General features: G+C 59.4%; 15 protein-coding genes and 1 tRNA gene. 7 read left to right on the plus strand and 9 right to left on the minus strand.

The genetic code is table 11. The annotated features are described in order from the left end of the window. Positions 1–17: 17 nt before the first annotated feature. From tolB to nadA, 7 genes are all read left to right on the plus strand, one after another. Positions 18–1298, plus strand: coding sequence for a Tol-Pal system beta propeller repeat protein TolB (gene tolB / locus ACM6I5_RS16815; protein ID WP_191623732.1), 1281 nt, complete (start codon positions 18–20; stop codon positions 1296–1298). Between the two features lie 52 nt (positions 1299–1350). After that, positions 1351–1848: a peptidoglycan-associated lipoprotein Pal gene (gene pal, locus ACM6I5_RS16820; protein ID WP_003178634.1), complete on the plus strand. Its 498-nt coding sequence runs from the start codon at positions 1351–1353 to the stop codon at positions 1846–1848. Between the two features lie 6 nt (positions 1849–1854). After that, on the plus strand, positions 1855–2694 hold the full coding sequence (ybgF, locus tag ACM6I5_RS16825; protein WP_017340463.1) for a tol-pal system protein YbgF: 840 nt from the start codon (positions 1855–1857) through the stop codon (positions 2692–2694). Positions 2695–2860: 166 nt separating this feature from the next. Beyond that, positions 2861–3508, plus strand: coding sequence for a 7-carboxy-7-deazaguanine synthase QueE (queE, locus tag ACM6I5_RS16830; protein WP_017340462.1), 648 nt, complete (start codon positions 2861–2863; stop codon positions 3506–3508). Position 3509: 1 nt separating this feature from the next. Then, complete coding sequence (queC, locus tag ACM6I5_RS16835; RefSeq protein WP_017340461.1) at positions 3510–4202, plus strand: 7-cyano-7-deazaguanine synthase QueC; 693 nt, start codon at positions 3510–3512, stop codon at positions 4200–4202. A gap of 63 nt (positions 4203–4265) precedes the next feature. Beyond that, positions 4266–4341, plus strand: a tRNA-Lys gene (locus ACM6I5_RS16840). Between the two features lie 273 nt (positions 4342–4614). Continuing rightward, a complete protein-coding gene (nadA, locus tag ACM6I5_RS16845; RefSeq protein ID WP_017340460.1) occupies positions 4615–5673 on the plus strand; it encodes a quinolinate synthase NadA in 1059 nt (352 codons plus the stop codon). Between the two features lie 95 nt (positions 5674–5768). Here the strand turns inward: nadA and ACM6I5_RS16850 are convergent, their stop codons facing one another. The 9 genes from ACM6I5_RS16850 to arcC form a co-directional block, all read right to left on the minus strand. Continuing rightward, entirely contained in the window at positions 5769–6257 is a 489-nt protein-coding gene (locus ACM6I5_RS16850) for an RDD family protein (protein ID WP_017340459.1), read from the minus strand. Between the two features lie 96 nt (positions 6258–6353). Then, positions 6354–6566: a cold-shock protein gene (locus tag ACM6I5_RS16855; RefSeq protein WP_007977299.1), complete on the minus strand. Its 213-nt coding sequence runs from the start codon at positions 6564–6566 to the stop codon at positions 6354–6356. Positions 6567–6970: 404 nt separating this feature from the next. Next, positions 6971–8095, minus strand: a complete 1125-nt coding sequence (gcvT, locus tag ACM6I5_RS16860; protein WP_414877874.1) for a glycine cleavage system aminomethyltransferase GcvT — start codon at positions 8093–8095, stop codon at positions 6971–6973. Between the two features lie 42 nt (positions 8096–8137). Then, a complete protein-coding gene (locus ACM6I5_RS16865) occupies positions 8138–9514 on the minus strand; it encodes an L-serine ammonia-lyase (RefSeq protein WP_017340457.1) in 1377 nt (458 codons plus the stop codon). Between the two features lie 202 nt (positions 9515–9716). Then, entirely contained in the window at positions 9717–12569 is a 2853-nt protein-coding gene (gene gcvP / locus ACM6I5_RS16870) for an aminomethyl-transferring glycine dehydrogenase (RefSeq protein WP_414884241.1), read from the minus strand. A gap of 11 nt (positions 12570–12580) precedes the next feature. Next, complete coding sequence (gene gcvH / locus ACM6I5_RS16875; RefSeq protein ID WP_007949423.1) at positions 12581–12964, minus strand: glycine cleavage system protein GcvH; 384 nt, start codon at positions 12962–12964, stop codon at positions 12581–12583. Between the two features lie 440 nt (positions 12965–13404). After that, positions 13405–14913 (minus strand): sigma-54-dependent transcriptional regulator, encoded by a 1509-nt coding sequence (locus ACM6I5_RS16880; protein ID WP_414884242.1) that lies wholly within the window; start codon positions 14911–14913, stop codon positions 13405–13407. Between the two features lie 242 nt (positions 14914–15155). Further along, on the minus strand, positions 15156–15518 hold the full coding sequence (locus tag ACM6I5_RS16885; protein WP_017340454.1) for a DUF5064 family protein: 363 nt from the start codon (positions 15516–15518) through the stop codon (positions 15156–15158). 12 nt (positions 15519–15530) lie between these two features. After that, positions 15531–16460 (minus strand): carbamate kinase, encoded by a 930-nt coding sequence (gene arcC, locus ACM6I5_RS16890; protein ID WP_414884243.1) that lies wholly within the window; start codon positions 16458–16460, stop codon positions 15531–15533. Positions 16461–16543: the final 83 nt, after the last annotated feature.

Below are 16543 nucleotides of genomic sequence, written 5' to 3' on the forward strand. Positions count from 1 at the left end.
GAAACCTTCTTCGAGGAATGCTTGTCGTGATCTGCTGCATGGCAGGGATAGCGGCGGCAGATGAAAAAAACATTCTGGTCACCAGCGGCAGCGATCGGGCAACTCCGATCGCCGTTGTACCGTTCGGCAACCAGGGCGGCAGCGTGCTGCCGGACGACATGGCCGAAATCATCGGTAACGACCTGCGCAACTCGGGTTACTACTCGCCGATTCCAAAGCAGAACATGATCAGCCAGCCGAGCCAGGCCAGCGAAATCATCTACCGTGACTTCAAGGCGCTGGGCGCCCAGTACGTCATGGTCGGCAGCATTGCTCCAGCGGGCGGTCGCCTGCAGGTTCAATATGCTCTGTTCAACGTCGCCACCGAACAGCAAGTGCTGACCGGCAGCGTGTCGGGCAGCGTTGATCAACTGCGCGACATGTCGCACTACATTGCGGACCAGTCGTTCGAAAAACTCACCGGTATCAAAGGTGCGTTCTCGACTCGTCTGCTGTACGTGACTGCGGAGCGTTTCTCCGAGAAGAACACGCGCTACACGCTGCAACGTTCGGATTATGACGGTGCCCGCGCCGTGACCCTGCTGCAGTCGCGCGAGCCGATCCTGTCGCCGCGTTTCGCACCGGATGGCAAGCGCATCGCTTATGTGTCGTTCGAGCAGAAGCGTCCACGTATTTTCATGCAGAACATCGACACCGGTCGCCGTGAGCAGATCACCAACTTCGAAGGCCTGAATGGCGCACCAGCCTGGTCGCCGGATGGCAATCGCCTGGCGTTCGTGCTGTCGAAAGACGGTAACCCGGACATCTATGTGATGAACCTGGGTTCGCGTCAGATCACTCGCGTCACCAACGGTCCCGGCATCAACACCGAACCGTTCTGGGGCAAGGATGGTTCGACCCTGTACTTCACGTCAGACCGTGGCGGCAAGCCACAGATCTACAAGTCCAGCGTTAGCGGCGGCGGTGCGGAGCGTGTGACCTTTATCGGTAACTACAACGCCAACCCGAAGCTTTCGGCTGATGAAAAGACCCTGGTGATGATCCATCGCCAGGATGGTTTCACTAATTTCAAGGTGGCGGCCCAGGATTTGCAGCGCGGAAGCGTAAAAATCCTCACTGATAGCACTCTGGACGAGTCGCCTACTGTTGCGCCCAACGGCACCATGGTAATCTACGCCACCCGCCAGCAGGGCCGGGGAGTCTTGATGCTCGTGTCCATTAATGGACGCGTAAGGCTCCCGCTTCCTACCGCACAAGGCGAAGTCAGAGAACCTTCCTGGTCCCCTTACCTGAACTGACGCGGCGCTACACGTTTTACTTAACACACTGGGGTTCATTAGGAGTTTCACGATGGAAATGCTGAAGTTTGGTAAATTTGCTGCGCTGGCTCTGGCCATGGCTGTAGCTGTAGGTTGCTCGTCCAAAGGCGGCGACAACGCCGGTGAAGGCGCTGTTGATCCAAACGCTGGTTACGGCGCTAACACTGGTGCCGTTGATGGCTCCCTGAGCGAAGAAGCTGCTCTGCGCGCAATCACCACCTTCTACTTCGAATACGACAGCTCGGACCTGAAGCCAGAAGCCATGCGCGCTCTGGACGTTCACGCCAAAGACCTGAAAGCAAACGGCGCTCGCGTTGTTCTGGAAGGCAACACCGACGAACGTGGTACTCGTGAGTACAACATGGCACTGGGCGAGCGTCGTGCGAAAGCCGTTCAACGCTACCTGGTACTGCAAGGTGTTTCCCCAGCTCAGCTGGAACTGGTTTCCTACGGCGAAGAGCGTCCAGTTGCTACCGGCAACGACGAGCAGTCCTGGGCTCAAAACCGTCGCGTCGAACTGCGTAAGTAATTCGTCATGCGAACGTGCCGTCGTGCTGTAACTGTTTTGGCTCTCAGCCTCGCACCGCTTGCGGTGTGGGCTGCGGTTCCTGTGGTCGAGGACAACTCCGGCTATAACAATAGCGGGAGCAGTTATCCGCCTGCGGGTTACGGTACGAACGGCGCCTATGCCGGGGGAGGGGTTTCGGCCCCTGTCTCGGCACAGGGCGAGCTGTTCAACCAACTGCAATCGATGCAGGAGCAGATCTCGCGCCAACAAGGCATCATCGAAGTTCTGCAAAATGATGTAGCGCGCATGAAGCAGGAAAACCTGGAGCGATATCAGGATCTTGATCGGCGCATAGGAACCGGCGTTGCACCAGCCGCGACTCCTGAGAATTCTTCCTCCGGTGGCAATTTGAACGCCCCCGGTGCTGCAGCGGGTGCAGGTGCAGGGGCGGCTGCCGCTCAAGCGCCTGCCGCGGGTAGCGAACCGGCGGATCCGGCGAAGGAAAAACTGTATTACGATGCAGCCTTCGACCTGATCAAGGCCAAGGATTTCGACAAGGCCAGCCAGGCTTTTGCCGCTTTCCTGCGCAAATACCCGAACAGCCAGTACGCGGGTAACGCCCAGTACTGGTTGGGCGAAGTGAACCTGGCCAAAGGCGATCTGCAAGGTGCAGGTCAAGCCTTTGCCAAGGTGTCGCAGTTGTACCCCAAGCACAACAAAGTGCCTGACTCGCTGTACAAGCTGGCTGATGTAGAGCGCCGCCTCGGTCATCCCGACAAGGTCAAAGGCATTCTGCAGCAGGTGGTGTCCCAATATCCGGGCACTTCCGCCGCTCAGCTGGCCCAACGCGATCTGCAACGCATGTAAGCCCGCTTGACCCATTTCGAAGAAACCCGCGCTTGTCGCGGGTTTTTTCGTTAGAATTCACGCCCTTTTTATGAAACACGCTTTTTGGGATCTGCGCATTGGCGGGGTTCCTTGAAGTGCCTGACGGAGGCGGACAGCCTGTTTAGCTGTTACGCCCGTGGCGACTATGCAAGACACATTGAGAATCACCGAAGTTTTCTACTCGTTGCAGGGTGAAACGCGGACTGCCGGGCTGCCCACTGTTTTTGTGCGCCTGACCGGTTGCCCATTGCGTTGCCAATACTGCGACAGCGCCTATGCGTTCTCTGGCGGCACTGTCCGCACGCTCGACGATATCCTCGAGCAAGTGGCCGGGTTCCGCCCGCGTTATGTGTGTGTCACCGGCGGCGAGCCGCTGGCGCAACCTAACGCCATCCCATTGCTCCAGCAGTTGTGCGACGCCGGTTACGAAGTGTCACTGGAAACCAGTGGTGCGCTGGATATCTCGGCGGTAGATTCACGGGTCAGTCGTGTTGTCGACCTGAAAACCCCGGGTTCGAAGGAAGCGCATCGCAACCTTTACGAGAACATCGAGCTGCTCACGCCCAACGATCAGGTGAAATTTGTCATCTGTTCGCGGGAAGACTACGACTGGGCCGTATCGAAGCTGATTCAGTACGGTCTGGACCGGCGTGTCGGCGAAGTGCTGTTCTCGCCAAGCCACCACGACCTGAATGCTCGGGACCTGGCGGATTGGGTGGTGGCGGACAACCTGCCAGTGCGCCTGCAATTGCAGCTGCATAAATATCTTTGGAATGACGAGCCGGGGCGCTGATATGACGGAACAATTGAACACCACTGAAAAACGTGCGGTCATTTTGCTGTCCGGCGGCCTGGATTCGGCCACTGTCGTGGCCATGGCCCGGGCCGAAGGCTACAGCTGCTACACCATGAGTTTCGACTACGGTCAGCGCTCGCATGCCGAATTGCACGCCGCCGAGCGTGTTGCCCGGGATTTGGGTGTGGTCGAACACAAGGTGATCGGCCTGAATCTGAACGGTATGGGCGGCTCGGCACTCACCGACAGAAGCATCGACATCCCCGAGGAGTTGGGGGAGGGCATACCCGTCACTTATGTACCGGCGCGCAACACGGTGTTCCTGTCGCTGGCGTTGGGTTGGGCTGAAGTGCTCGGTGCGCGTGACATCTTTATCGGTGTCAACGCCGTCGATTATTCCGGCTACCCAGACTGCCGTCCGGAATTCATCGAGTCCTTCGAGCGCATGGCCAATCTGGCGACCAAGGCCGGTGTAGAGGGCAATGGTTTCCGTATCCAGGCGCCACTGCAAAACCTCAGTAAGGCGCAGATCGTCCAGGCGGGCGTTAAGCTGGGCGTCAATTACGGGCTGACTGTTTCCTGCTATCAAGCCGACGATAATGGCCGTGCATGCGGTAAATGCGACAGCTGCAGGCTGCGTGCTGAAGGCTTCGCAGCGGCCGGAATCAGCGATCCAACACCTTATTTTTGATTTATTTCAAATTAGGTGTTGAATAGTCCTTAAAAATCAGTATTATACGCGCCACCACACAGCGGGTCGTTAGCTCAGTTGGTAGAGCAGTTGGCTTTTAACCAATTGGTCGTAGGTTCGAATCCCACACGACCCACCATTTTTGTAGCAGTTTTAAAAGTCTGGAAGGCCCACGCAAGTGAGGATTTCCGGATTTTTTTTTGCCCGCGATTTAAGGTCGGCGCCGTTCGGGCTGCACTGCGTGACACAGGTCAGAATCATCTTTTGCATCCACTGGATATTCTGTAGCCTTGCGCAGCTTCAACGCTATCCGTGCCTGATGATTACCCACTCTCCCGGCGGTACCCCTGAAGGGGCCGGAGCCGGGTGTATACTCGACTTTCGCGCGTAAGCGCTTGCAGGTCTTGCGAACATGACGCAGATTTCCGAACGCCTTCTGGTTCAAGCCCACCTCGACGCCAAGCAGCCCAAGCCGCTGACAGCCGAGGAAGAGGCCTATTACCGTGCTGCCATTGCCGCCGAGCTCAAGGCTCAGGACGCGGTGCTGGTTGCCCACTTTTATTGTGATCCGGTTATTCAAGCCCTGGCTGAAGAAACCGGTGGCTGTGTCTCCGACTCGCTGGAAATGGCCCGCTTCGGCAATGCTCACCCGGCCAAGACCGTGGTGGTCGCCGGCGTGAAGTTCATGGGCGAAACCGCGAAAATCCTCAACCCTGAAAAACGGGTGCTGATGCCGACCCTGGAAGCGACCTGTTCGCTCGACCTGGGTTGCCCGGTAGACGAGTTTTCGGCGTTCTGCGATCAGCACCCGGAACGTACCGTCGTGGTGTATGCCAATACCTCGGCAGCAGTCAAAGCCCGGGCGGACTGGGTGGTGACGTCTAGCTGTGCGCTGGAAATCGTCGAAAGCCTGATGGACAACGGCGAAACGATTATCTGGGGGCCGGACAAACACCTCGGCACCTACATCCAGCGCAAGACTGGCGCGGACATGTTGCTATGGGACGGTGCCTGCATCGTTCACGAAGAGTTCAAGTCCAAGCAGCTTGAAGACATGAAGGCCCTGTATCCGGACGCGGCGATTCTGGTGCATCCGGAATCGCCGACCTCGGTGATCGAATTGGCGGATGCCGTCGGTTCCACCAGTCAGCTGATTGCTGCGGCACAAAGCCTGCCGAACAAGACGCTGATCGTCGCCACCGACCGTGGCATCTTCTACAAGATGCAGCAGTTGTGCCCGGACAAGGTCTTCATCGAGGCGCCAACGGCGGGTAACGGCGCGGCGTGCCGCAGTTGCGCACATTGCCCGTGGATGGCGATGAATACGCTTGAGCGCGTGCTGAAGAGCTTGAAAGAAGGGACGAACGAGATCTTTGTTGATCCGGCGTTGATTCCTCAGGCAATTCGGCCGTTGAAGCGGATGCTCGACTTCACGCAAGCAGCGCGGATGAAGCTGGCCGGTAACGCTTAAAGGCAATATCAAAAGATCGCAGCCTTCGGCAGCTCCTACAGGTGAACAAAAAACCGTGTAGGAGCTGCCGCAGGCTGCGATCTTTTTTGTGGCCGTTATTTGGTTTTCTTCGGGATGCGCACCAGTTGGGTGTTGGAGTACATGTCATGCCAGCTGCGTTTCTGTTTATCAAACAGTGACCAGATGAACCCCAGCCCAACGCATAGCAGCGACGCGATCGACACCACAAACCGCAGCAGTGCCTGCCACAGGCTGATGGATGAGCCGTCGGCGTTCTGTACGCGGATGCACCACACTTGCATGCCCAGGGTCTGGCCGGACCAGGTCCAGAACTTGGCGAAGAAGCCGAACAGCACGAACAACAGCACCGTCGACAACAACGGATCGCCGTCCAGCGCGCCGGCTTCGGTCAGGGTGCGCATTTTGTCTTCGCCGATGATCGCCATCTGGATCATCTTGTAAACGCCGCTGGTGACGATCAGCAGGGCGGTGCACAGCAGGAAGTCATAGAACATCGCTGCCAGGCGACGACCCAGGGTTGCGGCGGGAAAGTCGCCCTGAGGGTTGAGCAAGTGTTTCGACATGGCAGGGCTCTCGACGAAAAAAGAAGCCATTTTACGGATTTACGCGCACAAAAAAGCCCCTGATGTCAGCATCAGGGGCTTTTTCGTAACAGAAGGTTAGGCTTCTGCTTGTACTTCGTCAGCCTGCATGCCTTTTTGGCCTTGCACGGCGATGAAGGTCACTTTCTGGCCTTCTTTCAGGCTCTTGAAGCCGTTGCCCTGAATAGCGCGGAAATGCACGAACAGATCCGGACCGCTTTCTGGAGTGATAAAACCAAAACCTTTCTCGTCGTTAAACCACTTGACGGTACCGCTCTGACGTTGGGACATTTCTTATTTCCTTTGACGCAAAAATTAATGACAGTCTCCTTCTCATGAAAGAGTACTGGTGCTGGTTGCAGGAGAGTAAGAAGACGTCGAACGGGATGTAGCTAACTTGTAGGCTACTGCCCAGGTCACGATTCCAAGCGACCCATGCAAACACAGTGAACAAACTCTACGCCAACTACGGGAGAAAAAACAAGCCCTGTGAAAGGCCCGGTTTTGCTCGCGTTGGTGGCCTTCGAGCGCCAACTAGCGCTGGCTTATGCGAAGGAGGTGTTCAATTGTTTTCGATCGTTATAAGCAAAGTTCATAAACGAAGCTTAGAGCTAAAGGAATGCACTGTTTTATGGCGGTTGCGTTACACATTAGTGCACTGTTAACGCAACCTCGTTACTTATAGAAACAGTCAATCAGCCACGATAGTAGCGTTGTGGAACAAATGGCATTTTGCTTACAAGCAGAGGCACCTTTTTCCCACGAACGATCGCGAACACAGGTGTATCGATGGCGATGTAGGCGCTGTCGAGGTAACCCATGGCCAAGGGGCCGCCCAAGGTCGGACCGAACCCGCCACTGCACACGGTGCCGATGATCTCGCCCGCGTCATTGACGATCTCTGCACCCTCGCGCACGGGCGTACGTTCCTGAGGCAGCAGGCCTACGCGCTTGCGGCTGACACCGGCTTGTTGCTGGGTAAACACGGTTTCAGCGCCAGGGAAGCCGCCAGCCCGTGCGCCATCGGCACGACGAGGCTTGGAGATGGCCCACAACAGGCTGGCTTCGATTGGGCTAGTCTCGGTGTTCATGTCGTGGCCATAGAGGCACAGGCCCGCTTCCAGGCGCAGTGAATCACGGGCGCCGAGGCCGATGGCTGCGACTTCCGGTTCGGCCAGCAGAGCGCGAGCCAGGGCTTCGGCGTTGGCGGCCGGCACCGAGATTTCGAAACCGTCTTCACCGGTGTAGCCGGAGCGGCTGACAAAGCAGTCCACACCCAGCAATTTCACACGGGTGAACTGCATGAAGGTCATCTTCGCCACTTCAGGCGCCAGGCGTGCGAGCACGGTGACTGCTGCCGGACCTTGCAACGCCAGTAAGGCGCGCTCTTCGAACAGCGGCTCGATGGTGCACTGATCACCGATGTGCTGACGCAGATGCGCCAGGTCCTGATCCTTGCAGGCGGCGTTGACCACCAGGAACAGTTCGTCGTTTCCGAGGTTGGCGACCATCAGGTCGTCGAGGATGCCGCCGGTTTCATTGGTGAACATGGCGTAGCGCTGCATGCCCACCGGCAGGTCGATAATGTCCACTGGCACCAGGGTTTCCAGGGCCTTGGCGGCATTGGCGCCGGTCAGGCGGATCTGACCCATGTGGGAGACATCGAACAGCCCGGCCTGATCACGGGTGTGCTGGTGCTCTTTCATCACGCCCAGCGGGTATTGCACCGGCATGTCGTAGCCGGCAAACGGCACCATGCGGGCGCCGAGTTCGATGTGCAGTGCGTGCAACGGGGTTTTCAACAGTTGTTCGGTGGACATATCCAGCTCCTGAAAATGTGTGCAGATGCGAATGAGCGCGCATCAGCACTCGATAATGTTGACCGCCAAACCGCCACGGGCGGTTTCCTTGTATTTGCTTTTCATGTCGGCGCCGGTCTGGCGCATGGTGCGGATGACTTTGTCGAGGGAGACGAAATGTTGACCGTCGCCGCGCAGGGCCATGCGCACCGCATTGATCGCCTTCACCGAACCCATGGCGTTGCGCTCGATGCAAGGCACTTGTACCAGCCCGCCAATTGGATCGCAGGTCAGGCCGAGGTTGTGTTCCATGCCGATTTCGGCGGCGTTTTCCACTTGTTGCACGGTGCCACCAAGCACTTCGCACAAGGCGCCGGCAGCCATCGAACAGGCCACGCCGACTTCACCCTGACAGCCGACTTCGGCGCCGGAGATCGAGGCGTTCTCTTTGTAGAGAATGCCGATGGCCGCGGCCGTCAGCAGAAAACGGACGACGCCATCTTCGTTGGCGCCGGGGATGAAGCGCATGTAGTAATGCAAAACCGCCGGGACGATACCCGCTGCGCCGTTGGTGGGCGCGGTGACCACGCGCCCGCCGTTGGCGTTTTCTTCGTTGACCGCCAGGGCGTAGAGGTTGACCCAGTCCAGCACCGACAGTGGATCGCGCAACGACGATTCCGGGTTCTTGCACAGTTGCCGATGCAGCGCTGCCGCTCGACGTTTAACCTTCAAACCGCCCGGCAGGATGCCTTCGTTCCTGCAACCGGCGTCGACGCAATCCTGCATCACTTGCCAGATTTTCAGCAGGCCGGCGCGGGTTTCCGCTTCCGGACGCCAGGCGCTTTCGTTGGTCAGCATCACCTGGCTGATCGACAAGCCATAGGTGGTGCAATGACCGAGCAGGTCCTTGGCGCTTTTGAACGGGAAGGTCAGCGGCGTGGCGTCTTCGACGATGCGGTCGGCGCCGGCGGCGTCTTCATCGACCACGAAACCGCCGCCAACGGAGTAGTACTCGCGGCTGCGGATCTGCAGGCCCGCTGTGTCGAAGGCGCGAAAGATCATGCCGTTGGGGTGATAGGGCAATGGTTTACGGATCATCGCCAGGTGTTCTTTCTCGTTGAACGCAATGCTGTGTTCGCCGAGCAGGTTCAAGCGACCGTTGCCGCGAATCTCTTGCAGACGGGCGGCGACGGTCTCGGTGTTCACGGTGTCCGGGTGTTCACCTTCCAGGCCCAGCAACACAGCCTTGTCGCTGCCGTGTCCTTTGCCGGTAGCGCCGAGCGAGCCGTAGAGCTCGACTTTGACGCAGGTGGTGGCGGTCAGCAGCCCTTCACGGCGCAGACCTTCGGCGAAACGCGCAGCGGCGCGCATCGGGCCGACGGTGTGGGAGCTGGAGGGGCCGATGCCAATCTTGAACAGGTCGAACACGCTTAACGACATGGTTGTTCTCCGGTTTCTTGTTATAGGAATTCACGGGATTTCAGGCTAGGCACGATTCTGTGGGAGCTGGCCTGCCAGCGATGACGGAGTGTCAGACAGCGAAAATGTCGACTGACCCACCGCTATCGCTGGCAGGCCAGCTCCCACAGAGTCTTGCAGTGTTCTCGAAGGTGGGGGCGAGCGAACCCGCCCCCTCATTCGTTTAAGCGTAGCTTTCGATCGACGGGCAAGCGCAAACCAGGTTGCGATCGCCGAAGACGTTGTCGACGCGACCGACCGGCGGCCAGTACTTGCCTTCGATCAGCGATGCGACCGGATACACCGCTTGCTCGCGGCTGTACGGGTGCGTCCACTCGCCAACGATTTCCGCCGCGGTGTGCGGAGCGTTTTTCAGCGGGTTGTCATCCTTGTCCAGCGTGCCGTTTTCCACTGCGCGGATTTCTTCGCGGATGCGGATCATGGCGTCGCAGAAGCGGTCCAGTTCTTCCTTGGATTCGCTTTCGGTCGGCTCGATCATCAGTGTGCCAGCCACCGGGAACGACATGGTCGGGGCGTGGAAGCCGAAGTCGATCAGACGCTTGGCGACGTCATCGACGCTGATGCCGCTGCTGTCTTTCAGCGGACGCAGGTCGAGGATGCATTCGTGCGCCACCAGGCCGTTGCTGCCGGTGTACAGCACTGGGTAGTGCTCTTCGAGGCGACGGGAAATGTAGTTGGCATTCAGGATCGCCAGTTGAGAAGCGCGCTTGAGACCCGCGCCGCCCATCATCCGAATGTACATCCAGGTGATCGGCAAAATGCTCGCGCTGCCGAACGGTGCCGCGCAAACCGCGCCTTCCTTGCGCTCCATTTGGGCGTGGCCCGGCAGGAATGGGGTCAGGTGCGACTTGACGCCGATCGGGCCAACGCCCGGGCCGCCGCCGCCGTGAGGGATGCAGAAGGTTTTGTGCAGGTTCAGGTGGGACACGTCGCCGCCGAACTTGCCCGGTGCGCAGAGGCCGACCATCGCGTTCATGTTGGCGCCGTCGATGTACACCTGGCCGCCGTTGTCATGAATGATGCCGCAGATTTCGCGGATGCCTTCTTCGAACACGCCGTGGGTCGACGGGTAGGTGATCATCAGCGCGGCGAGGTGTTCGCGGTGCTCGATGGCCTTGGCGCGCAGGTCTTCGATGTCGACGTTGCCGCGGGCATCGCACGCGGTCACGACCACACGCATGCCAGCCATGTTGGCGGTGGCCGGGTTGGTGCCGTGGGCGGACGACGGGATCAGGCAGATGTCGCGACGGTCTTCGCCACGGCTCTGGTGGTAGGCGCGAATCGCCAGCAGTCCGGCGTACTCACCTTGCGAACCGGCGTTCGGTTGCAGGGAGATCGAGTCGTAACCGGTGGCGGCGCAGAGCATCGCTTCCAGTTCATCGGTCAGTTGCTGGTAACCGGCACTTTGCTCGGCCGGGGCGAACGGATGCAGGGCACCGAATTCAGCCCAGGTCACCGGGATCATTTCGCTGGCGGCGTTGAGTTTCATGGTGCACGAACCCAGCGGGATCATGGTGCGATCCAGGGCCAGGTCCTTGTCGGCGAGCTTGCGCAGGTAGCGCATCAGCTCGGTTTCCGAGTGATAACGGTTGAACACCGGGTGGCTGAGGATTGGCGATTGGCGAACCAGAGCGGCCGGGAGGGTGCTGACCACTGCAGCGGCGAGGGCGGCGAAGTCCGGCAGTGCCTTGCCGTCGGCGAACAAGGCCCACAACGTTTCGACGTCAGCTTGCGAAGTGGTCTCATCGAGGGACAGGCCCAGACGCTCGCCATCGACTACGCGCAGGTTGATCTGCTGCGCACGTGCCTTGTCGTGCAGTTTGGCGGTGTTGGCGCCGGTTTTCAGGGTCAGGGTGTCGAAGAAGCTGGCTTGTTCGACGGTCAGGCCCAGTGCGCCCAAGCCTTTGGCGAGGATCGCGGTCAGGTGATGAATGCGGTTGGCAATCTGCGTCAGGCCTTTCGGGCCGTGATACACGGCGTACATGCTGGCGATGTTGGCCAGCAGGACCTGGGCGGTGCAGATGTTCGAGGTGGCCTTCTCGCGGCGGATATGTTGCTCGCGGGTCTGCATCGCCAGACGCAGGGCCGGCTTGCCGAAACGGTCCACGGAGACACCGACCAGACGGCCCGGCATGTCACGCTTGAACGCATCCTTGGTGGAGAAGTAAGCGGCGTGCGGGCCACCGAAGCCCAGCGGCACGCCGAAGCGTTGTGCGCTGCCGATGGCCACGTCAGCGCCGAACTCGCCCGGTGGGGTCAACACGGTCAGGGCCAGCAGGTCAGCAGCCACCGCTACCAGAGCATTGGCGGCGTGGAAGCGTTCGGTCAGTTCACGGTAATCAAACACGTCACCGTTGCTCGCCGGGTATTGCAGCAGCGCGCCGAAGAACGGCGTTACGTCTGTCAGTTCAAGCTCGTCGCCGACGACGACGTCGATGCCCAGCGGCTCGGCACGGGTGCGCAGCACGTCGAGGGTTTGCGGGTGGCAATGAACCGATGCGAAGAACGCATGGCTGCCTTTGTTCTTGCTCAGGCGTTTGCAGAAGGTCATGGCTTCGGCAGCGGCGGTGGCTTCATCCAGCAGCGAGGCGTTGGCGATCGGCAGGCCGGTCAGGTCGCTGATCAGGGTCTGGAAGTTCAGCAGCGCTTCGAGACGGCCCTGGGAGATTTCTGGCTGGTACGGGGTGTACGCGGTGTACCAGGCCGGGTTTTCCAGCAGGTTGCGCAGGATCGGCGACGGCGTGTGCGTGCCGTAGTAGCCCTGGCCGATGTAAGTCTTGAACAGTTGGTTTTTGGCGGCGATGCCTTTGATCAACGCCAGGGCGTCGGCTTCGCTCAGGCCGTCGTCCATGCCGAGGACGCTGGTGCCTTTGATGCTTTCCGGAATGACGCTGGCGCTCAGGGCTTCCAGCGAATCGAAGCCGAGGCTGTTGAGCATGGCTTGCTCATCGCCGGAACGCGGGCCGATGTGGCGCGCGATGAATTCGTTGGCGGTCGTAAGGTTTACTTGAGTCATGTCAGCGCTCCTCAGGCTTCGGCGTTGGCTTTGATCAGACGGTCGTAGGCGTCCTGATCCAGCAGTTTGGCAACTGCCGAGGCGTCGGTTGGCTGGAAGCGGAAGAACCAGCCTTCGCCCAGCGGATCTTCGTTGACCAGTTCAGGGCTGCTGTCCAGCGCCGGGTTCACTTCCAACACTTCACCGTCCAGTGGCATGTACACGCCGCTGGCGGCTTTTACCGATTCCACGGTGGCGGCTTCTGCGCCTTTGTCGTAGGACTGCAGCTCAGGCAGTTGTACGAAAACCACGTCGCCCAGGGCATTCTGCGCGAAAGCCGTGATGCCGACGGTGACAGTGCCGTCAGCTTCGGTGCGCAGCCATTCGTGATCTTCAGTAAAACGCAACTCGCTCATGGAAACTCCTAGGGGGCCAGACTCGTCTGGTGGACGCGATTGAATGCTTGGGCAAAAGCCCTTCTTTATACGTGGCTACTAAGCAAGATCGCGGCCAATGTTAATAAATCCTTATAAATCAGTGCCTTGAGTATTTTTGAGGTGCGAGCGAATGGAATGACTGTAGCGAAATCGCTACAGCCGGAAGCGAAGAAAAAAGCGTAATGGGATCAAAGCCTTGTACAGCGCTGATTAGAAAGAGCTGTATCGATATCGTTCCGCTGTAGCGCTTTCAGTACAGGTGGAGGTCGTATTTGGAGAGGGATTTTCTGTGACAACAGAAAACCTGTGGGAGCCAGCCTGCTGGCGATGAGGCCATGACAGTCGACACCTTTTTGCCTGTTACACCGCAATCGCCAGCAGGCTGGCTCCCACAGGGGGGCTGCGGTGTTTTGGGGACTTCAGGGTTTGTTTGGAATGCCGTACTTGCGCAACCGATGAGCAATCGCGGTGTGGGAAGTTTGCAGGCGGCTGGCCAGTTGCCGGGTCGAGGGGTAGCTGACGTAGAGTTTTTCCAGCAGGGTCTTTTCGAACTCTTCCATTGCCTGCTCCAGGCTGTCGACTTCGCTGTCGCTCTGGCGTGCCACGGAGGTGCCGGCAATGTCGAGGTCGCCGATGTCCACCAGGCTGCTCTCACAAATCGCGGCAGCGCGGAAGATTACGTTCTGCAATTGCCGCACGTTGCCTGGCCAACGGTTGCCCAGCAGCGCCGGGTAGGTACCGGGCGCGAGGCGACACACCGGTCGCTGGATTTGCGCACAGGCCTGCTGCATGAAATAACGGGCCAGCAGCAGGATGTCCTGGCCACGCTCGCGCAGCGGCGGGACTTCGACGTTGAGGACGTTGAGGCGGTAAAACAGGTCTTCACGGAACGTGCCTTCGCTGACCATTTTTTCCAGGTCACGGTGCGTGGCGCTGAGGATCCGCACGTTGACCTTCACCTCACGATCGCCGCCCACGCGGCGGAAGCTGCCGTCGTTCAAAAACCGCAGCAGTTTCGCCTGCAGGTATGGTGACATTTCGCCGATTTCATCGAGAAATACCGTGCCCTGGTTCGCCAGTTCCATCAGTCCCGGTTTACCGCCCCGTTGCGCACCGGTAAAAGCGCCGGGGGCGTAGCCGAACAGTTCGCTTTCGGCGAGGTTCTCCGGCAATGCCGCGCAGTTCAGCGCCAGGAAGGGTGAACTGTGCCGCGCACTGATGGCGTGACAGGCGCGGGCGACGAGTTCTTTGCCGGTGCCGGTTTCGCCCTGGATCAACAGCGGCGCATCAAGGGCTGCCACGCGTTGGGCGCGGGCCTTGAGGGTGCGAATGGCCGGGGATTCGCCCAGCAGCGCGTCAAACCCTTCGGCATGGTCGTGGTGCAGCGCCGAGAGGCGTTCGCCGATGCGGTTCGGTTGATACAGCGTCAGCAACGCGCCGGCATCGGTGATCGGGGTGGCGTCGAGCAGCAGGGTCTGGCCGTTGACGGTGATCTCGCGCAGCGGCAGGCGAAAGCCTTGTTCCAGCAGGGTATCGAGCAGGGCGGGATCGGCAAACAGATCCGCGATGCTTTCACCGGCCGGTTCGCGACCATACAACGCGATCAGCGCCGGGTTGGCCAGCAGCACTTTGCCGTCACTGTCCAGGGCCAGCACCGGGTCGGTCATGGCGGCGAGCAGCGCATCGAGCTGCAAGTGCCGCCGTTGCCCCGGAAGGATGTCGACCACCGTCATCGCTTGCACGCCGCGCACGCTGAGCAACGCATCGCGCAGCTCTTCGAGCACGTCCGGGCTCAGGGTCGGAGCGTCGATGTACACGTTGGGCGGGACCATTTCCACCGCATCCAGATTGAGATTGCGCCCACCGAGCAGGGCCAGGACTTCCTGGGTAATGCCGACGCGGTCGATGAAGCTGACGTGGATACGCATGGGGCGGTTTTCAATCTGGCAAGCGGAGGGGGCAAGTATGCCTTGGGGCGGGTCTCAGGTGAAATGCACGTGTTCAACCTGCAGGAGCGAGGCTTGCCCGCGAAGAGGCCATCAAGACGGCTAAAAGCTTCGCGGGCAAGCCTCGCTCCTACAGGTCGTGGGGTCGCAGTCTTTCAGTCGGCATCCATAGCGAATGAAAGTCCGTCATCGCGAGCAGGCCCGCTCCCACAAGGGGACGCAGGCTACTCAAAGTTTTTGAGGTCTACCGGGTCGCCGGATTTCATATCCAGCTTCTTCCGAATGTCTTCAAACACCTGGTCGTAATTTTTGTGAGCCGAGCCGATTTGGCTGTGGGTCCTTGGAATACCGTACTTCTCGGCGATATTCGTTATGTTGTTGGCGAAGTTGTAGGCCTCAACCTTGGGAAGAAAGAAGGTTTCGCTCATATCCTTTCCCAGAATGCTGCCATGCATGGTGAACTGGATGCCTTTTTCCCCTTTGTCGTTATTGCTGACCTCATAGTCGAAGTGCAGGTTGTAGCTGACATCATCCGAGGTCAGCGCGTGGCGCTCGATGTGCAAGTGACCGGGGGCGAACGTTGCCATTGACGTTTCTCCTTATAAATAAGTAATGCCAGGTGTCGCCGTGCTGATGCGCGTGCCGGCCTTGCCCTGGACGATTGCTTCGATGTCCGAGAGTGAACCGATCACCGCGGTTTTTCCAGTATGGCGGGCGAACTCGCAGGCGGCCTGCACCTTCGGTCCCATGGAGCCGGCGGCGAAGCCGAGTTTTTCCATTTCGTCGGGGTGGGCTCGGGCGATGGCTTTCTGGGTCGGTTTGCCGAAGTCGATGCAGGCGGCGTTGACGTCGGTGGCGATCACCAGCAGATCGCTTTCCAGCTGTTCGGCCAGCAGCGCCGAGCACAGATCTTTGTCGATCACTGCTTCCACACCTTGCAGTTTGCCGCTGGCGCCGTACATCGTCGGGATGCCGCCACCGCCCGCGCAGATCACGATGCTGCCTTTTTCCAGCAACCATTTGATCGGGCGGATTTCGAAGATGCGTTTCGGTCTCGGGCTGGCCACCACACGACGGTATTTGTCGCCGTCCGGGGCAATCGCCCAACCTTTTTCGGCGGCGAGTTTTTCCGCTTCGGCCTTGGCGTAGACCGGGCCGATGGGTTTGGTCGGGTTCTGGAAGGCCGGGTCATTGGCGTCGACTTCGACCTGGGTCAGGAGGGTGGCGAAGGGCACTTCGAAGTCCAGCAGGTTGCCCAGTTCCTGTTCGATGATGTAGCCGATCATGCCTTCGGTTTCGGCACCGAGCACGTCCAGCGGGTACGGCGAAACCGAGGTGTAGGCCGCCGCTTGCAGCGACAGCAGGCCGACTTGCGGGCCATTGCCGTGGGCGATGACCAGTTCATTGCCGGCATGAATCTTGGCGATCTGTTCGGTGGCGACGCGGATGTTGGCGCGCTGATTGTCCGCGGTCATGGGCTCACCACGGCGGAGCAGGGCGTTACCGCCCAGGGCAACGACGATACGCATAATGCAGTCCTTCTAAATGAGGTGACTCGGTCATCCCTGATGAAACCCGATCAGTGTGGGAGTGAGCGTGCTCGCGATGACTA

It is taken from the genome of Pseudomonas sp. IT-P171 (assembly GCF_949767765.1).
Classification (GTDB): Bacteria; Pseudomonadota; Gammaproteobacteria; order Pseudomonadales; family Pseudomonadaceae; genus Aquipseudomonas; species Aquipseudomonas fluorescens_B.

Coding starts and splice junctions, on each gene's coding strand:
- nadA (WP_017340460.1), top strand. CDS start 4,615: ATGACGCAGATTTCCGAACGCCTTCTGGTTCAAGCCCACCTCGACGCC.
- tolB (WP_191623732.1), top strand. CDS start 18: ATGCTTGTCGTGATCTGCTGCATGGCAGGGATAGCGGCGGCAGATGAA.
- ACM6I5_RS16855 (WP_007977299.1), bottom strand. CDS start 6,566: ATGTCCCAACGTCAGAGCGGTACCGTCAAGTGGTTTAACGACGAGAAA.
- ybgF (WP_017340463.1), top strand. CDS start 1,855: ATGCGAACGTGCCGTCGTGCTGTAACTGTTTTGGCTCTCAGCCTCGCA.
- ACM6I5_RS16885 (WP_017340454.1), bottom strand. CDS start 15,518: ATGGCAACGTTCGCCCCCGGTCACTTGCACATCGAGCGCCACGCGCTG.
- gcvP (WP_414884241.1), bottom strand. CDS start 12,569: ATGACTCAAGTAAACCTTACGACCGCCAACGAATTCATCGCGCGCCAC.
- queE (WP_017340462.1), top strand. CDS start 2,861: ATGCAAGACACATTGAGAATCACCGAAGTTTTCTACTCGTTGCAGGGT.
- gcvH (WP_007949423.1), bottom strand. CDS start 12,964: ATGAGCGAGTTGCGTTTTACTGAAGATCACGAATGGCTGCGCACCGAA.
- ACM6I5_RS16880 (WP_414884242.1), bottom strand. CDS start 14,913: ATGCGTATCCACGTCAGCTTCATCGACCGCGTCGGCATTACCCAGGAA.
- ACM6I5_RS16850 (WP_017340459.1), bottom strand. CDS start 6,257: ATGTCGAAACACTTGCTCAACCCTCAGGGCGACTTTCCCGCCGCAACC.
- ACM6I5_RS16865 (WP_017340457.1), bottom strand. CDS start 9,514: ATGTCGTTAAGCGTGTTCGACCTGTTCAAGATTGGCATCGGCCCCTCC.
- arcC (WP_414884243.1), bottom strand. CDS start 16,460: ATGCGTATCGTCGTTGCCCTGGGCGGTAACGCCCTGCTCCGCCGTGGT.
- gcvT (WP_414877874.1), bottom strand. CDS start 8,095: ATGTCCACCGAACAACTGTTGAAAACCCCGTTGCACGCACTGCACATC.
- pal (WP_003178634.1), top strand. CDS start 1,351: ATGGAAATGCTGAAGTTTGGTAAATTTGCTGCGCTGGCTCTGGCCATG.
- queC (WP_017340461.1), top strand. CDS start 3,510: ATGACGGAACAATTGAACACCACTGAAAAACGTGCGGTCATTTTGCTG.